The following is a 15,495-nucleotide window of genomic DNA, read 5'->3' as shown; positions in this document are numbered from 1 at the left end:
AACAAGCCTCAAGAGAGGGGTAGTCCCATAGGGAATGTGCAGTGTCGCAAATTTTCAAACGGAACAAACAACAAGGGGGCGAATCTTCATCCGCCCCCTGTGTGTCCGCTTAGTCCTGCGGTTCTTCTTCGTCTGCGGCGGCATCGAGCTGTTGATCGCCGACGGCGTCATCGACATCGGCACCGAGGGTGCCGTCGAACGCCACGCCTTCCTCGCCTTCCAGCTCCTCGCCTTCGACTTCCGACGGCTCCTGGACCCGTTCAAGCCCGACCAGCGTTTCGTCGCTGGCGAGTTTGATCAGCGTCACGCCCTGGGTGTTACGACCCAGGCTGGAGACTTCGGCGACGCGCGTGCGCACCAGGGTGCCCTGGTCGGAGATCAGCATGATCTCTTCGCCATCGAGCACCTGGACCGCGCCGACCAGGCGGCCGTTACGCTCGTTGCTGACCATGGCGATCACGCCCTGGCCGCCACGCTTGTACTCGGGGAACTCGCTGATGGCGGTACGCTTGCCGTAGCCCCGCGCGGAAGCGGTGAGGATCTGGCTGCCTTCTTCCGGAATCAGCATGGAAATCAGCTTTTGCCCTTCCGGCAGACGCATGCCGCGAACACCACGGGCGGTACGGCCCATGGCGCGGACGTCGGATTCCTTGAAGCGCGTGACCTTGCCGCCGTCGGAGAACAGCATGACTTCGCGCTCGCCGTCAGTGATGGCAGCGGAAATCAGCACGTCGCCTTCGTCCAGTTCCAGGGCGATCAGGCCGACGCTGCGCTGGCGACTGAAGGATTCCAGCGGGGTCTTCTTCACGGTGCCCTTGGCGGTCGCCATGAAGATAAAGTGACCTTCTGTGTATTCCTCCACCGGCAGCATGGTGGTGATGTATTCGTCACTGTCCAGCGGCAGCAGGTTGACCAGCGGACGACCACGGGCGGCGCGGGATGCTTCAGGGATTTCGTAGGTCTTGAGCCAGTACACCTTGCCCTTGCTGGAGAACAGCAGCAGCGTGGTATGGCTGTTGGCGACCAGCAGGTGAGCGATGTAGTCCTCGTCCTTGACGCCGGTCGCCGACTTGCCCTTGCCGCCGCGACGCTGGGCCTGGTAGGCGGCCAGCGGCTGGGTCTTGGCGTAGCCACCGTGGGAAATCGTCACCACGCGCTCTTCTTCCGGGATCATGTCGCCCAGGGTCAGGTCGAGGCGCGCATCGAGGATCTCGGTGCGGCGCACGTCGCCGTACTCGGCGCGGATCACTTCCAGTTCTTCGCGAATCACTTCCATCAGGCGCGTGGCGCTGTTGAGGATGCGGATCAGCTCGCCGATCTGGTTGAGGATCTCCTGGTACTCGGCCAACAGCTTCTCGTGCTCCAGGCCGGTCAGGCGGTGCAGGCGCAGTTCCAGGATGGCTTGCGCCTGTTCCGGGGACAGGAAGTACTTGCCTTCGCGCAGGCCGTATTGCGGGTCGAGGTTTTCCGGACGGCACGAGTCGGCGCCGGCGCGCTCGACCATCGCCACCACCGCGGTGGATTCCCAAGGGGTGCTGATCAGCGCTTCCTTGGCTTCCGACGGGGTTGGCGAGGCCTTGATCAGGGCGATGACCGGGTCGATGTTCGACAGGGCAACGGCCTGGCCTTCAAGGATGTGGCCGCGTTCGCGAGCTTTACGCAGTTCGAATACGGTCCGCCGGGTGACCACTTCGCGACGGTGACGCACGAAGGCTTCCAGCAGGTCCTTGAGGTTCAGGATCCGCGGACGGCCGTCGATCAGCGCGACAATGTTGATGCCGAACACGCTTTGCAGCTGGGTCTGGGCGTAGAGGTTGTTGAGGATCACCTCCGGCACTTCGCCACGGCGCAGCTCGATCACGACGCGCATGCCGTCCTTGTCGGACTCGTCACGCAGCTCGGTGATGCCTTCGAGTTTCTTTTCTTTCACCAGCTCGGCGATCTTCTCGATCAGGCGGGCCTTGTTCAGCTGGTACGGCAGCTCGGTGATGACGATCTGCTGGCGGCCACCGACCTTGTCGATGTCCTCGACGGTCGAGCGGGCGCGCATGTAGATGCGGCCGCGACCGGTGCGATAGGCCTCGATGATACCGGCGCGACCGTTGATGATCGCCGCCGTCGGAAAATCGGGACCGGGGATGTATTGCATCAGCTCATCGACGGACAGCTCGGGGTTGTCGATGAGGGCTAGGCAACCGTCGATGACTTCACCGAGGTTGTGCGGCGGGATGTTGGTCGCCATGCCCACGGCGATACCGCTGGAGCCGTTGACGAGCAGGTTCGGGATACGCGTCGGCATGACCGCCGGGATCATCTCGGTGCCGTCGTAGTTCGGCACCCAGTCGACGGTTTCCTTGTGCAGGTCGGCCAGCAGTTCGTGGGCCAGCTTGGTCATGCGCACTTCGGTGTATCGCATGGCCGCGGCGTTGTCGCCGTCCACCGAACCGAAGTTGCCCTGGCCGTCCACCAGCAGGTAGCGCAGGGAGAATGGCTGGGCCATCCGAACGATGGTGTCGTACACGGCAGTGTCGCCGTGGGGGTGATACTTACCGATCACATCGCCGACGACACGGGCGGATTTCTTGTACGGCTTGTTGAAGTCGTTGCCCAGTTCGCTCATCGCGAACAGCACGCGCCGGTGCACGGGCTTCAAGCCATCGCGCGCATCCGGCAGCGCCCGCCCGACGATCACGCTCATCGCGTAGTCGAGGTAGGACTGTTTCAGCTCGTCTTCGATATTGACCGGGAGGATTTCTTTGGCCAGTTCGCCCATGAGAAGCCTGATTCCTTTTTCTGGTGAAACCTCGCTACATCCAGATGGGATGAACGAAGCTCGCCGCTGCAGGACAAGTGCCGTGCAGCGACTTACGACAAATCAACGAGTTATGCCATGGATCTGCGCAGTAAAGGCCACCTCGCGAGGCAGCCTTGGAAACCGCCGGATGTTATCACAAGAGCCGCCACGCACCTATCCCCCTGATGCGCATGGTGCGTAGTTAGTTGACCGATGACAGGCTGGAACGGGACGAGAGGGGCTCAGAGGCGCTGAAACGCAGATTTTGTGGCTGGATTTGGATTTTTTCTGACTTTGCCGGCCCTATCGCGAGCAAGCTCGCTCCCACAATGGAGCCATATCACAATCAAATGTGGGAGCGAGCTTGCTCGCGATGGGGCCAGCTCAGGCGCCGAAAGCCTTCAATGCAACCGCTTGCGACACATCAATTGGGCCATCTTGGCGGTATCCGGCCGCTCGACGATGCCCTTTTCCGTCACGATCGCATCGATCAGGTCCGCCGGGGTCACGTCGAACACCGGGTTGAACGCATCGGCATCCGCCCCGACCCGCTTGCCGCCGACTTCCAGCAGCTCGCGCCCGTCGCGCTCTTCGATCGGGATGTCATCACCGCTGGCCAGGTTCATGTCGATGGTCGAGCTCGGCGCCACCACCATGAAACGTACGCCGTGGTGCATGGCACAGACCGCCAGCTGGTAAGTGCCGATCTTGTTCGCCACGTCGCCGTTGGCCGTGATGCGGTCGGCGCCGACGATGACCCAGGTCACGCCCTTGGTCTTCATGATGTGGGCAGCGGCGGAATCGGCGTTGAGCGTCACCGGAATGCCCTCGTTCGCCAGCTCCCATGCCGTCAACCGTGAACCCTGCAGCCATGGACGGGTTTCGTCGGCGTAGACCCGTTCGACCATGCCCTCCAGAAACGCCCCGCGAATTACCCCGAGGGCCGTTCCGAAGCCGCCGGTGGCCAGGGCCCCAGTGTTGCAATGGGTCAAGATGGCCTGGGCGTTGCCCTGGTGCTTGCGGATCAGGTCGACGCCAAGCTGGGCCATGGTCAGGTTGGCTTCGCGGTCACTTTCATGGATCGCAATGGCCTCAGCCTCCAGGACCGCTAGCGGTTCGGCATACTCCTTCAAGCGTCCCAACCGGTCCCGCATGCGATCCAGCGCCCAGAACAGATTGACCGCCGTCGGCCGGGAATCGGCCAGCAAGGCGAAATCCGCTTCCAGCGCCGCTTGCCAATCGCCGCCCTCGGCCATCCGCGCTCGCGCCGCCAGCACCACGCCATAAGCGGCGCTGATACCGATGGCTGGCGCACCGCGCACCACCATCGAACGAATGGCCTCGGCCACACCGGCCACGCTGGTGTAGGCGATCCAGTTTTCCTCGAACGGCAAAACACGCTGATCCAGCAGGTAAAGAGCGCCATCGCGCCAATCGATGGCCTTCACCTTCTCCGCAGCCAACAGTCGATCGCGCATCCCTCACCCCGCACTCAAGAACAAAAGCCGCCGATTATAGCGATCCCTCCGCGAAGACGCTCGGGTATACTTCGTCATCCTTTATAACCCATGGAACCGTTCCACGATGCCCAAGCCTGCCGTTGCGCTCGACTTATTATTGCTGCCGACCTGGTTGGTGCCTGTCGAACCCGCCGGTATCGTGCTCAAGGATCATGGCCTGGGCATTCGCGACGGTTGCATCGTGTTCATCGGGCCACGGGCCGAAGCCATGCAATGCGCTGCCACGGAGGTTCGCGAACTGCCCGGCATGCTGCTCAGTCCGGGCCTGGTCAATGCCCACGGTCACGCGGCAATGACATTGTTCCGTGGCCTGGCCGACGACCTGCCGCTGATGACCTGGCTCGAACAGCACATCTGGCCCGCCGAGGGTAAATGGGTCGACGAGGCTTTCGTCCGCGACGGTACTGACCTGGCGATCGCCGAGCAGATCCAGGGCGGCATCACCTGTTTCTCCGACATGTACTTCTATCCCAAGGTGGCCAGCGAACGCGTGCATAACAGTGGCATCCGCGCGCAGATCGCCATTCCAATCCTCGACTTTCCGATCCCCGGCGCCGCCAGCGCCGACGAAGCCATTCGTCAGGGCATCGAATTGTTTGGCGACCTCAAGCACCATCCGCGGATCAAAGTCGCATTCGGCCCTCACGCCCCGTACACCGTCGGCGATGACAACCTGGAAAAGATCCGCGTGATCGCCGAGGAACTGGACGCGGCCATCCACATGCATGTTCATGAAACCGCCTTCGAAGTGCAGCAGGCTGTGGATAACACTGGCGAGCGGCCGATGGCCCGGTTGGCGCGCGTTGGCCTGCTGGGGCCGCGCTTCCAGGCGGTGCACATGACCCAGGTCAGCGACGAGGACCAGGCGCTGCTGGTAGAACACAATTGCAGCGTGATCCATTGTCCGGAATCGAATCTGAAGCTGGCCAGCGGTTTCTGCCCGGTGGAACGCCTGTGGCAGGCCGGCGTCAACGTCGCGGTCGGCACCGATGGCGCGGCGAGCAACAACGACCTCGATCTGCTGGGCGAAACCCGCACCGCCGCCCTGCTGGCAAAGGCTGTCGCCGGTTCGGCCACGGCCCTGGACGCGCACCGGGCGTTGCGCATGGCCACGCTCAATGGCGCCCGCGCGCTGGGCATCGAGGCGATCGTCGGCTCTCTGGAAGTCGGCAAGGCCGCCGACCTGGTGGCCTTCGACCTGTCCGGCTTGGCGCAACAACCGATCTATGACGCGGTGTCGCAACTGATCTACGCCACCGGCCGCCATTGCGTGAAACACCTCTGGGTGGCCGGCAAGCCGTTGCTGGAGGATGGCCGCCTGACGCGCATGGACGAATCGCAGCTGATCGCCACGGCCCAGGACTGGGGCCGTCGGGTCAGCGGCCAGAACGAATAGCACAGCCCTTGAGCCACGGCTCGGGACCATCGATTTTTCAAGTTTTTCGAGGAGCTGCACATGAGCAACGTCGACCACGCTGAAATTGCCAAGTTCGAGGCCCTGGCCCATCGCTGGTGGGACCGCGAAAGCGAATTCAAGCCGCTGCACGACATCAACCCGCTGCGCGTCAACTGGATCGACGAGCGCGTCGGCCTGGCCGGCAAGAAAGTCCTCGACGTCGGCTGTGGTGGCGGCATCCTCAGTGAAGCCATGGCCCTGCGCGGCGCCACCGTAATGGGCATCGACATGGGCGAGGCGCCGCTGGCGGTGGCGCAACTGCATCAGCTGGAGTCCGGCGTCAGCGTCGAATACCGGCAGATCACCGCCGAAGCCCTGGCCGAGGAAATGCCCGGCCAGTTCGACGTGGTCACCTGCCTGGAAATGCTCGAACACGTACCGGACCCGTCATCGGTGATCCGTGCCTGCTTCCAGATGGTCAAGCCCGGCGGCCAGGTGTTCTTCTCCACCATCAACCGCAACCCGAAGGCGTACCTGTTCGCGATCATCGGCGCCGAATACATCATGAAGCTGCTGCCACGCGGCACCCACGACTTCAAGAAATTCATCCGGCCTTCGGAGCTGGGCGCCTGGAGCCGCATGGCCGGGCTGACCGTCAAGGACATCATCGGCCTGACCTACAACCCGCTGACCAAGCACTACAAGCTGGCTGCCGATGTGGACGTCAACTACATGATCCAGACCCTGCGCGAGGAATAAGTCGATGCGTCTCAAAGCGGTTCTCTTCGACATGGACGGCACGCTGCTCGACACCGCGCCAGACTTCATCGCCATCTGCCAGGCCATGCGCGCCGACCGTGGCCTGCCGCCGATGAACACCCAGCACATCCGCGACGAGATTTCCGGCGGCGCCCGGGCGATGGTCGCAGTGACGTTCTCCATGGACCCGGAATCGCCGGGTTTCGAGGAGTTGCGCCAGGAGTTCCTCGACCGCTACCTCAAGGGTTGCGCGGTCCACAGCCATCTGTTCGATGGGATGGCCGAAGTACTGGCCGATATCGAGGCGGCGAATCTCATATGGGGCGTGGTCACCAACAAGCCAGTGCGCTTCGCCGAGCCGATCATGCAGCAGTTGGGCCTGGCTGAGCGGTCGAAAGTGCTGGTCTGCCCCGACCATGTGAAAAACAGCAAACCGGACCCCGAACCGCTGATTCTCGCTTGCAAGATGCTCGACCTCGATCCGGCCAGCGTGCTGTTCATCGGCGACGACCTGCGGGACATCGAGTCCGGCCGCAGCGCCGGGACCAAGACCTGCGCGGTGACCTATGGCTACATCCACCCGGACGACAACCCCAAGCACTGGGGCGCGGATGTCGTGATCGACCATCCCCTGGCGCTGCGCGAAGTGCTGGATAACGCGTTGTGCAGTTGCTGACCTGACGCTGGCGAGATTGCTTTTGTGGTGAGGGGATTTATCCCCGCTGGGGTGCGAAGCGCCCCCCAAAAATCTGCCATGCACTGCATCAAACAAGTTGTGAGGAGGGCCGCTTCGCGACCCAGCGGGGATAAATCCCCTCGCCACAAAAGCCGGTTTCGTGCAGTTTTCAATTGTTGAGGTTTTTTATGTTTGACTACTCCGCCCGCCCCGACCTGCTCGAGGGCCGGATCATCCTGGTCACCGGTGCCGGTCGCGGTATTGGCGCCGCTGCCGCCAAGGCCTATGCCGCCCATGGCGCCACCGTGCTGTTGCTGGGCAAGACCGAAGCCAACCTGACCCAGGTCTATGATGAAATCGAGGCGGCTGGTCATCCGCAGCCAGCGGTGATCCCCTTCAATCTCGAAACCGCCCTGCCCCATCAATACGATGAACTGGCGGCAATGATCGAGACCGAATTCGGTCATCTGGACGGCCTCCTGCACAACGCCTCGATCATCGGCCCGCGCACGCCGCTGGAACAGCTTTCCGGCGAGAACTTCATGCGGGTGATGCAAGTGAACGTCAACGCCATGTTCATGCTCACCAGCACTTTGCTGCCGTTGCTCAAACTGTCCAAGGATGCATCGGTGGTGTTCACGTCCAGCAGCGTCGGTCGCAAGGGCCGGGCTTATTGGGGCGCTTATGGCGTGTCCAAGTTCGCCACCGAGGGGCTTATGCAGACCCTGGCCGACGAAGTCGACACCGTAGCGCCGGTGCGCTCCAACAGCATCAACCCCGGCGCCACCCGCACCAGCATGCGCGCACAGGCCTATCCGGGAGAAAATCCGCTGAACAACCCGACGCCCGAAGAAATCATGCCGGTGTACCTGTACCTCATGGGCCCGGACAGTACCGGCGTCAACGGCCAGGCTTTCAACGCGCAGTAAGCGCCAGACTCGACGTCGCGGCGGTTTGCCGTCGCGGCGCGCCTCTCTTCGATCCCCCGGCCAGGCGAAACGCCAAAGCCCTGCCGCCGTTGCTCACGCTACGAGCCTGCAACTTATTGATTCCTCGACAAGTTTTATCACTATGAACTGAATGGCACGACTTTCGCTCTAATCCATTCAAACACGCCGTGTCCGGCGAGTCAGGACATTGGGACGAGACCTCCGCCAGCACAGCGAAGCGGACTAGACTCAACTCAGTGTCCTTCGGGACTGATGGATCAGTACGACGCGCAGCCCAGAGCCGCTTCACCCCCGCCGGTCAGGACCGATTCAGTTCAGGGGCTCACGCCATATGAAAACGCCCACACAGACCAATGCTATTGATTTCGACAGCGCCAAGTTGCAGCGCCTGGGCCTCACCCAGCCGTCGGCGCTCGTGACGCGGCCGATCAGCCTGACGCAGCTGCGTCAGCAATTGGGCCAGCAGTTGCAGACCAGCCTGGAGCCGCAAAGGATTCTCGGTTTGTTCTTCCGTGAAATCCAGCGGCTGGTGCCTCTGGACGCACTGGTTTACCAGCACAAACCCAGCGACCTGCGCCTGGAGTTTGGCCAGCGCGGGCACCACAACCTCAGCTACAACCTCAGCCATGAGGGCGAGCATCTGGGTGAGCTGGTGTTTCGGCGCAACCAGCGCTTCAGCAGCGCGGAACAGAGCGACCTGGAGTCAATCCTGTCGGCACTGTTTTTCCCGCTGCGCAATGCACTGCTCTACCGCGCCGCCACCCAGAGCGCCCTGCGCGACCCACTGACCGGCACCGGCAACCGCATTGCCATGGACCAGACGCTGGAGCGGGAAATCGACATGGCCAGGCGGCACATGCAGCCGCTGTCGTTGCTGATGCTGGACATCGACCATTTCAAACGCATCAACGACAGCCATGGGCACGGGGTCGGCGACGAAGTACTCAAGGCCGTTGCCGACTCGATCAAGGGCCAGTTGCGCAATGTGGATATGGTGTTCAGATTCGGTGGTGAGGAATTCCTGATCCTGCTGGCCAACACCAGCCGGGAAGCGGCGGCCATGGTCGGTGAACGGCTGCGTTATGCCGCCCAGGCCCAGGATTATTTTGCCGACGGCACGAGGATCGAATTGACGGTGAGCCTGGGCTGCGCGACGTTGCTGCCGGGCGAGTCCGCTGAAAGTCTCGTGCGCCGGGCGGACAATGCGCTGTATGTAGCCAAGCGCGAGGGGCGGAACCGGTTGACGATGGCGGGCTGAAACCAGGCTTCTCTGCTGGCCGACACTCCGCTTTCGCGAGCAGGCTCGCTCCCACCCAACTCCACAAAACCAATGTGGGAGCGAGCCTGCTCGCGAAGGGGCCGGACCAGTCAACGCAAGGTTGCCAGGCAGACCGCTATCGCGAGCAAGCTCGCTCCCACAGGGTGAAGCTATCGGGTATCAGTTACTGGCCAGCGCCAGCCGTTCACGGCCAGCCGAGGCTTTTTCGCCAGCGCCCGAGTGTTCCAGCTGCATGCACCTTTCCAGAAACAGATACATGTAGTCGTAGCTCTTGCAGACGGCCTGGCGCAGTTCCATCTGCAACGCCTTGCTCGGGTTCATGCCCGCCAGCGTACAGATGATTTCCAGCGCTTCCCACGGGTGGGCATCGTCATACTGGGCATGCATCTTCAGCCACTTCATGGCCCGCTTGCGATCTTCCTCGGCGAACGCCGACGCATAGACACCGGTAGAGCAGACCAGTGCCGACCACTCCCCGGTCGCCCCCTCGATGGCGTAGTTGGTCGCGGCAATAGCCACGATCAGCGAGTCCGCCGAACTGGTGTGCCAGCACCAATGGCTCAACGCATGAAGCTCAGGCGGTACCTGCTGCGCCTGCAGGTCTTCGAGCGTCACGCCGTGAGCAGCGCTCCAGTTGACCCAATAATCGGCATGATTGAGCTCGACACGAATGTTGCGCATCAACCAACGACGCGCCATGTCCTCGCCGGGGTGGCGGGCGAAGCGGGTCTTGGTGAGGTTCTGTGCCATGTACAAGGCGAACTGTTCGACGACCGGCCAACCACCGATGAGGTAGTGGCGCATGGTCTTGGCGCTGAGCTTGTTGTCGCGCATGCGTTGATACAGTTCGTGTTCGACAACCCGGCGCTTGCTCTCGCTGCAGTCGGCAATGAGCTGCTGTGCCCATTGTGGATAACTGGCGGCGTCCATGAGCGGGCCTGTTCGGTTGAATGTGTCGATCACTGTCGGGCTCCTTCTGATTGTGATTTTTTTCGGATCAACAAGAGGTTCAGCGAAACGTGCCGGGGGCCTTGAACAACAATGGCTGAGGCCTGGCCGGCCGGCATTGCAACGTGTCACAAGTAAACAGTTGTGGACGCTCGATGACATAACCCTGGGCGAAATCCACGCCGATTTCCAACAATGCCTGTTCGATCTGAGTCGTTTCCACGAACTCGGCAATGGTGCGCTTCCCCATGACATGGCCGATGTGATTGATCACCTCGACCATTGCCCGGTTAATCGGGTCGTCCAGCATATCCTTTACGAAACTCCCATCGATCTTCAGGAAGTCTACAGGTAAATGTTTCAAGTAAGCGAATGAAGACATTCCGGCACAAAAGTCATCCAGCGAGAAGTAACAACCCAAGCTCTTGAGTTCGTTTATAAAACGAATCGCGCTGCCCAGATTGGAAATGGCACTGGTCTCGGTGATTTCAAAACAAATCATTTCCGGGGGAATCGAGTAGGCAGCGAACTGTTTACGCAGGAAATCCAGGAACGCCTGATCGCCAATGGTGGTGCCTGACAGGTTGATGGCACACATGGCCAACGGACCTTGCCGCGACTCATTCAGGCATTGGCGAATGATCTTGAACACATTCTCCACGACCCAGCGGTCCAGCGAGGTCATCAAGCCGTAACGCTCCGCCGCCGGAATGAAGCTGTCCGGCAGGATCATTCGCCCTGCCTCGTCATGCAGGCGCAACAGGATCTCGATATGTCCGCCATCGTGGTCACCGGGGCCCAACGCGGCGATTTCCTGGGCGTAGAGGCAGAAACGGTTTTCCTCCAGCGCCATGTGCAAGCGCTGCACCCAGGCCATTTCGCCAAAACGCAGGGACAACTCCGAGTCGTCGGCATGGTAGACCTGGACCCGGTTGCGCCCTTTCTCCTTGGCCATATAGCAGGCCATGTCCGCGGCCCGCAATGAGGCTTCCAGCGTCGTCGGGCTTTGGGCGATGTGCACCAGGCCGATGCTCACGGTGGTCACGAATGGCCGGCCTTTCCAGACAAAATGCAGGTTCTGCACGGTCTGGCGCAGGCCCTCGGCGATCTTTTCCGCCGCCTCGGGCGAGCAGTTTTCCAGCAGGATGCCGAACTCGTCCCCGCCCAGCCGGGCAAGCGTGTCGTTTTCCCGCAACCCCGATTGCAGCAAGGCACAGATGTGTCGCAGCAACTCGTCGCCCGCCGCGTGGCCGCAGGTGTCGTTGACCAGCTTGAACTGGTCCAGGTCGAGAAACATCAACGCGTGGCGCCCGACCTGGCGCGTGAGGTTGTGCAGGGCCTGTTCGAGGCGGTATTCGAATTCCCGGCGGTTCGCCAGGCCGGTCAGGGCGTCGTGGGTAGCCTGCCATGACAGGTTGGCAATATACTGGCGCTCCTGGGTCATGTCATGCAGCACCAGCACCGCGCCGCTGACTTTGCCGGCATGACGGATCGGCGCCCCCACCAGGGTCACCGACACCGTGCTGCCGTCGAGTCGCTGGATCAACTTGGAATGCTCGCTGCCGCCGCCGAGTCGTCCGCTGAGGATGTGCTCGATCAACGTCAGGCCTTCGGTCTGGGCATTGTCGTCGAGCAGGTTGAACAGCGCCGCCAGGGGCAGCCCGGTGGCGTGCTCGGCTTTCCAGTGGGTCATCGCTTCGGCAGCGGGATTCATGTACGCAATGGCGCCTTCGACGTCGGTGGTGATCACGCCATCGCCAATCGATTGCAGGGTGATCTGCGCCCGTTCCTTCTCCAGTTGCAGCGCATTGGCGAAGACCTGCCGTTGTGCCAGTAACTTGTGCGTGCGCAACAGCGCCAGCACGATCAATCCCAGCGCGGTGGCGAAATTGGTCACCAGCAACAGGCGCAGGATAAATCTCGATCCTTCGCCCAGCGCGTCGCTGAATGCCTTGGCGGCAGGGGTAACGGAATCGTTGATGGCGAAAATCTGCGCTTTCCAGCCGCGGACATCGGCCTCGGAGGCTTCTCCCATCGTGATGCTGCGATGCATCTGCCGGGCGACGTTATCCAGTTCGGTCAGGTAACCATCGCCAACCGTCCACAGATCGATGGCTTCTTCCAGATAACTGAAATGGCGAAAGTTGAGGTACAACCAGATCAGGCTGGCCACGTCGTCCGGATGATTGCCGCCCTGGAGAATCCCGACCCGCGCCGCTTCGAGATCCGGCGGCTGGCGATCCAGGGCCACGCGTAGATCGTGTCCACCCTCGGGCACGGCGATGGCCTGCTGGTATTTGCGAAAGATCGCCTCGTCACGGCTGTCGGCGTAAAGATTGAGGTAATAGATAGCGTCCTTCTGGCCCTTGGACCAAAGGCTCTCCCCCGCCACGTAGCCGCGAACTGCGGACAGGACATAAAGGCTGACGCCTCCTAGCAATGCTTGAAATAGCACGACGGCGATAAAGGGCCAGACGATGCCCAACAACCGAGGCGTTCCGAGAGTCCGCTTTTGCTTCATGAGGTCCCTTGCACAGGCATTGCCAATAGAGCACCCGCGAGAATTCCGTTCCTGACTCAACAGCCTAGGCTAGTTTTCGACCCTTCGAAGGACTGGATGTTCGGATCGCCCGGCTCAGGATGGAGATTTGGAAAAATCGACGGATTTGGCTGATTTTTTTCCGATACTAAGCACAGAAAAGTGCACGAAACTCAAGGTCGCTGTATTTGTTGCAAATGACCGTAGAGCCGGGCGTACAGGCCACCCTCGGCAATCAGCTGCAAGTGGTCGCCGTCTTCGGCGATCTGCCCGCCGTCGAACACCAATACCCGGTCAGCCTGTTTCACTGCCGACAACCGATGGGCGATGATCAACGTGGTGCGCCCGCTCAGGAACCGCGCCAACGCCTGGTGAAGGTTGTATTCCGTAGCCGCGTCCAGCGCGGACGTGGCTTCGTCGAGAATCACCACGCGCGGATCGGCCAGGACCATGCGGGCGATCGCCAGTCGCTGGCGTTGCCCGCCCGACAGCCTCACACCGGAACGCCCGACGATGCTCTCCAGCCCCATCGGAAGCGCCCGCACTGTTTCGTCCAGTTGGGCAATCGCCAGGGCTCGCCAGCACGCCTCATCGCTGCGCTCGCGGCCCATGGACAGATTGGCGCGCACCGTGTCGTTGAACAGCGCCGGATGTTGCAGGACCACCGCGACATTTTCGCGGATGATTTCCAGGCCGATCTCTTGTTGCGTTGCGCCGCCGAAGCGGATGCTGCCGGACTGTGGTGTGTAGAGCCCCAGCAGCAGTTGCACCAGGGTGCTTTTGCCACCCCCGCTGGCCCCGACGATGGCGACCTTTTCCCCCGGCGAAATGGACAGGTTCAATTGGTCGAGCACCTTTTCCTCGCCATAACCGAAGCTGAGCTCCTGGATGTCGATGCCCACGGTGTCGCGCCCCTTGAAGGGATCGACGCCACCGCTGTACTGGGGCTCATCGGCGCGGGCCAGCAGTTCGTTGATACGGTTCAATGCCCCACCCGCCGCGTAGTAGGCGTACTGCAAGTTAAGCAGTTGCTCGACCGGGCCGATCATGAACCACAGGTAGCTGAACACCGCGAGCATCTGGCCGATCGACAGATCGGAGAACAGCACGGTCAGCATGGCCGCCGCGCGAAAAATATCGATGCCGAACTGGAACAGCAAACCACTGGCGCGGTTCGAGGCGTCGGTTTTCCACTGCGAGCTCACTGCGTAATCGCGTACTTCCCGGGCGCGCGTGCCCAGGCGTCCAAGGAAAAACCCCTGGCGATTGCCGGCGCGCACTTCCTGGATCGCATCCAGGGTTTCGGTCAGGGCCTGGGTGAAGCGCGAGGTGCTGTCATTCTCCAGCTTCTTGAGGTGCTTGACCCGTTTGCCCAACTGCACCGTGGCGTAGATCACCAGCGGGTTGAACAGCAGGATCAGCAGCGCCAGTTCCCAATGCATCCATACCAGGATGCCCGCGGTGCCTACCAGGGTCAGCATCGCCACCAGGAACCGGCTCAGGGTTTCGCCAACAAATTTGTCGAGGGTGTCCAGGTCGGTGACCAGGTGCGTCGTCACCGTACCGCTGCCCAGGCTTTCGTATTCGCCAAGGGAAATCCGCTTGAGGCGCTCGATCAACCGGATTCGGATGCGATAGACGATGTCCTTGGCGAGACTGGCGAACAGCCGCGCCTGCAACACGTTGAACAGCAATGCGCCGCAGCGCAGGGCCAAGGTCACCAGCAACATCAATCCGATGTAGCCGGCAGCGCTCTGCCAAGCGCTCGGCAACGCCTGATTCATGACCTTCAATGCCGCGTCGCCGTGGCCCAGCAGCACTTCGTCCACGAGCAGCGGCAGCAATAATGGGATCGGTACGCTGCACAGCGTCGCCAGCACGGCGACGCCGTTGGCGATCCATAGGGCTTTTTTGTGCGTAAGGGCCAGGCGACGGATTTCCGTCCAGCTCAACCGGTCGATGCGCCGCGAGGTCGATGCGTCATCTGCGGGCAGGTCAGGCACAGGCCGCACGCTCCAGCCAGCGCCCCAGCAATGGCGACAACTGGTCCAACGGTTGGTAGCCGTTGGTCAGCAAGGCCAACTGGCCGTCCCGTTCGGCCAGCATCGTAGGGAATCCGGCGATGCCAAGGTCTTGCACCCAGGTGAAGTCGGCGGCGGTGGCGGCATGCTGGTCGGCGCGGTCGAATGCCGCGGCAAACTCGATGCGTGGCAGCCCGGCCTGTTCGGCCAGTTCCACCAGGACGCTGGCGTGGGTCACGTCGCGGCCTTGCACATAAAACGCCTGCTGGATCAGCTTCAGTAACTGCCAGGCCAGGTCCGGCGCCAGGCTGCGGGCCGTCACCAAGGCGCGGCATGCGGGTTCGGTGTCGTAGACAAAACCGTCCGGCAACGCGCCTTCAAGCTTGAACGGCTGGCCGGTGGCCTGGGTAACGGCCTGCCAGTGTTCGAGAATGTAGCGTCGGGTCGTCGGCTCGAGAGCCGAACCGCTGCCGGTGCGCAAGCCGCCCACCACCAGGTGCAACTCCACGCCCGCCGCCTGCGCCTGCTCGGCCAACGCTTCGGCCACTGGGGCGAAGCCCCAGCACCAGGAACACATCGGGTCCATCACATACAGCAGGCGCGACGCCATGGC

At 62.0% G+C, this 15,495-nt stretch carries 11 protein-coding genes; 5 read left to right on the top strand and 6 right to left on the bottom strand.

All coding sequences use genetic code 11. The features are described from left to right. Window positions 1-109: 109 nt before the first annotated feature. Both gyrA and mtnA read right to left on the bottom strand, forming a co-directional pair. Complete coding sequence (gene gyrA / locus J3P96_RS08710) at window positions 110-2,773, bottom strand: DNA gyrase subunit A (protein WP_434656521.1); 2,664 nt, start codon at window positions 2,771-2,773, stop codon at window positions 110-112. Between the two features lie 422 nt (window positions 2,774-3,195). Then, window positions 3,196-4,272: an S-methyl-5-thioribose-1-phosphate isomerase gene (gene mtnA, locus J3P96_RS08705; protein ID WP_434656520.1), complete on the bottom strand. Its 1,077-nt coding sequence runs from the start codon at window positions 4,270-4,272 to the stop codon at window positions 3,196-3,198. 106 nt (window positions 4,273-4,378) lie between these two features. Between mtnA and J3P96_RS08700 the strand changes: the two genes are divergently transcribed. The 5 genes from J3P96_RS08700 (at window position 4,379) to J3P96_RS08680 (ending at window position 9,353) form a co-directional block, all read left to right on the top strand. Continuing rightward, a complete protein-coding gene (locus J3P96_RS08700; RefSeq protein ID WP_434656519.1) occupies window positions 4,379-5,710 on the top strand; it encodes a TRZ/ATZ family hydrolase in 1,332 nt (443 codons plus the stop codon). Window positions 5,711-5,770: 60 nt separating this feature from the next. After that, on the top strand, window positions 5,771-6,469 hold the full coding sequence (ubiG, locus tag J3P96_RS08695; protein WP_305499685.1) for a bifunctional 2-polyprenyl-6-hydroxyphenol methylase/3-demethylubiquinol 3-O-methyltransferase UbiG: 699 nt from the start codon (window positions 5,771-5,773) through the stop codon (window positions 6,467-6,469). A 4-nt stretch (window positions 6,470-6,473) separates the two neighbouring features. Continuing rightward, a complete protein-coding gene (gene mupP / locus J3P96_RS08690; RefSeq protein WP_434601438.1) occupies window positions 6,474-7,145 on the top strand; it encodes an N-acetylmuramic acid 6-phosphate phosphatase MupP in 672 nt (223 codons plus the stop codon). 188 nt (window positions 7,146-7,333) lie between these two features. After that, window positions 7,334-8,074 carry a YciK family oxidoreductase gene (locus tag J3P96_RS08685; protein WP_434601439.1) on the top strand — a complete coding sequence of 247 codons (741 nt, stop codon included), beginning with the start codon at window positions 7,334-7,336 and terminating at the stop codon, window positions 8,072-8,074. A gap of 352 nt (window positions 8,075-8,426) precedes the next feature. Further along, complete coding sequence (locus J3P96_RS08680; protein WP_434656518.1) at window positions 8,427-9,353, top strand: GGDEF domain-containing protein; 927 nt, start codon at window positions 8,427-8,429, stop codon at window positions 9,351-9,353. Window positions 9,354-9,533: 180 nt separating this feature from the next. Here the strand turns inward: J3P96_RS08680 and J3P96_RS08675 are convergent, their stop codons facing one another. The 4 genes from J3P96_RS08675 to J3P96_RS08660 all read right to left on the bottom strand — a co-directional run bounded on the left by J3P96_RS08675 (window position 9,534) and on the right by J3P96_RS08660 (window position 15,492). Further along, window positions 9,534-10,304: a TenA family transcriptional regulator gene (locus tag J3P96_RS08675; RefSeq protein WP_434605177.1), complete on the bottom strand. Its 771-nt coding sequence runs from the start codon at window positions 10,302-10,304 to the stop codon at window positions 9,534-9,536. A gap of 79 nt (window positions 10,305-10,383) precedes the next feature. Beyond that, window positions 10,384-12,843, bottom strand: a complete 2,460-nt coding sequence (locus J3P96_RS08670) for an EAL domain-containing protein (protein WP_434656516.1) — start codon at window positions 12,841-12,843, stop codon at window positions 10,384-10,386. Window positions 12,844-13,034: 191 nt separating this feature from the next. Next, window positions 13,035-14,864 (bottom strand): ABC transporter ATP-binding protein, encoded by a 1,830-nt coding sequence (locus tag J3P96_RS08665; RefSeq protein WP_434656515.1) that lies wholly within the window; start codon window positions 14,862-14,864, stop codon window positions 13,035-13,037. Beyond that, window positions 14,857-15,492 (bottom strand): DsbA family protein, encoded by a 636-nt coding sequence (locus J3P96_RS08660; protein WP_434572708.1) that lies wholly within the window; start codon window positions 15,490-15,492, stop codon window positions 14,857-14,859. Before J3P96_RS08660 ends, J3P96_RS08665 begins: the two co-directional genes overlap by 8 nt. Between the last annotated feature and the right edge of the window lie 3 nt (window positions 15,493-15,495).

It is taken from the genome of Pseudomonas sp. R3-56 (assembly GCF_051132075.1).
Lineage (GTDB): Bacteria > Pseudomonadota > Gammaproteobacteria > Pseudomonadales > Pseudomonadaceae > Aquipseudomonas.
The sequence above is the reverse complement of the archived record's forward strand: the minus strand, read 5'-3'. Positions and strand labels throughout refer to the sequence as shown.

Excerpts from the sequence above, each read along its gene's own strand:
- J3P96_RS08685 (WP_434601439.1), top strand. The coding sequence starts at position 7,334 with ATGTTTGACTACTCCGCCCGCCCCGACCTGCTCGAGGGCCGGATCATC.
- ubiG (WP_305499685.1), top strand. The coding sequence starts at position 5,771 with ATGAGCAACGTCGACCACGCTGAAATTGCCAAGTTCGAGGCCCTGGCC.
- J3P96_RS08680 (WP_434656518.1), top strand. The coding sequence starts at position 8,427 with ATGAAAACGCCCACACAGACCAATGCTATTGATTTCGACAGCGCCAAG.
- gyrA (WP_434656521.1), bottom strand. The coding sequence starts at position 2,773 with ATGGGCGAACTGGCCAAAGAAATCCTCCCGGTCAATATCGAAGACGAG.
- mtnA (WP_434656520.1), bottom strand. The coding sequence starts at position 4,272 with ATGCGCGATCGACTGTTGGCTGCGGAGAAGGTGAAGGCCATCGATTGG.
- J3P96_RS08670 (WP_434656516.1), bottom strand. The coding sequence starts at position 12,843 with ATGAAGCAAAAGCGGACTCTCGGAACGCCTCGGTTGTTGGGCATCGTC.
- J3P96_RS08675 (WP_434605177.1), bottom strand. The coding sequence starts at position 10,304 with ATGGACGCCGCCAGTTATCCACAATGGGCACAGCAGCTCATTGCCGAC.
- J3P96_RS08700 (WP_434656519.1), top strand. The coding sequence starts at position 4,379 with ATGCCCAAGCCTGCCGTTGCGCTCGACTTATTATTGCTGCCGACCTGG.
- mupP (WP_434601438.1), top strand. The coding sequence starts at position 6,474 with ATGCGTCTCAAAGCGGTTCTCTTCGACATGGACGGCACGCTGCTCGAC.
- J3P96_RS08660 (WP_434572708.1), bottom strand. The coding sequence starts at position 15,492 with ATGGCGTCGCGCCTGCTGTATGTGATGGACCCGATGTGTTCCTGGTGC.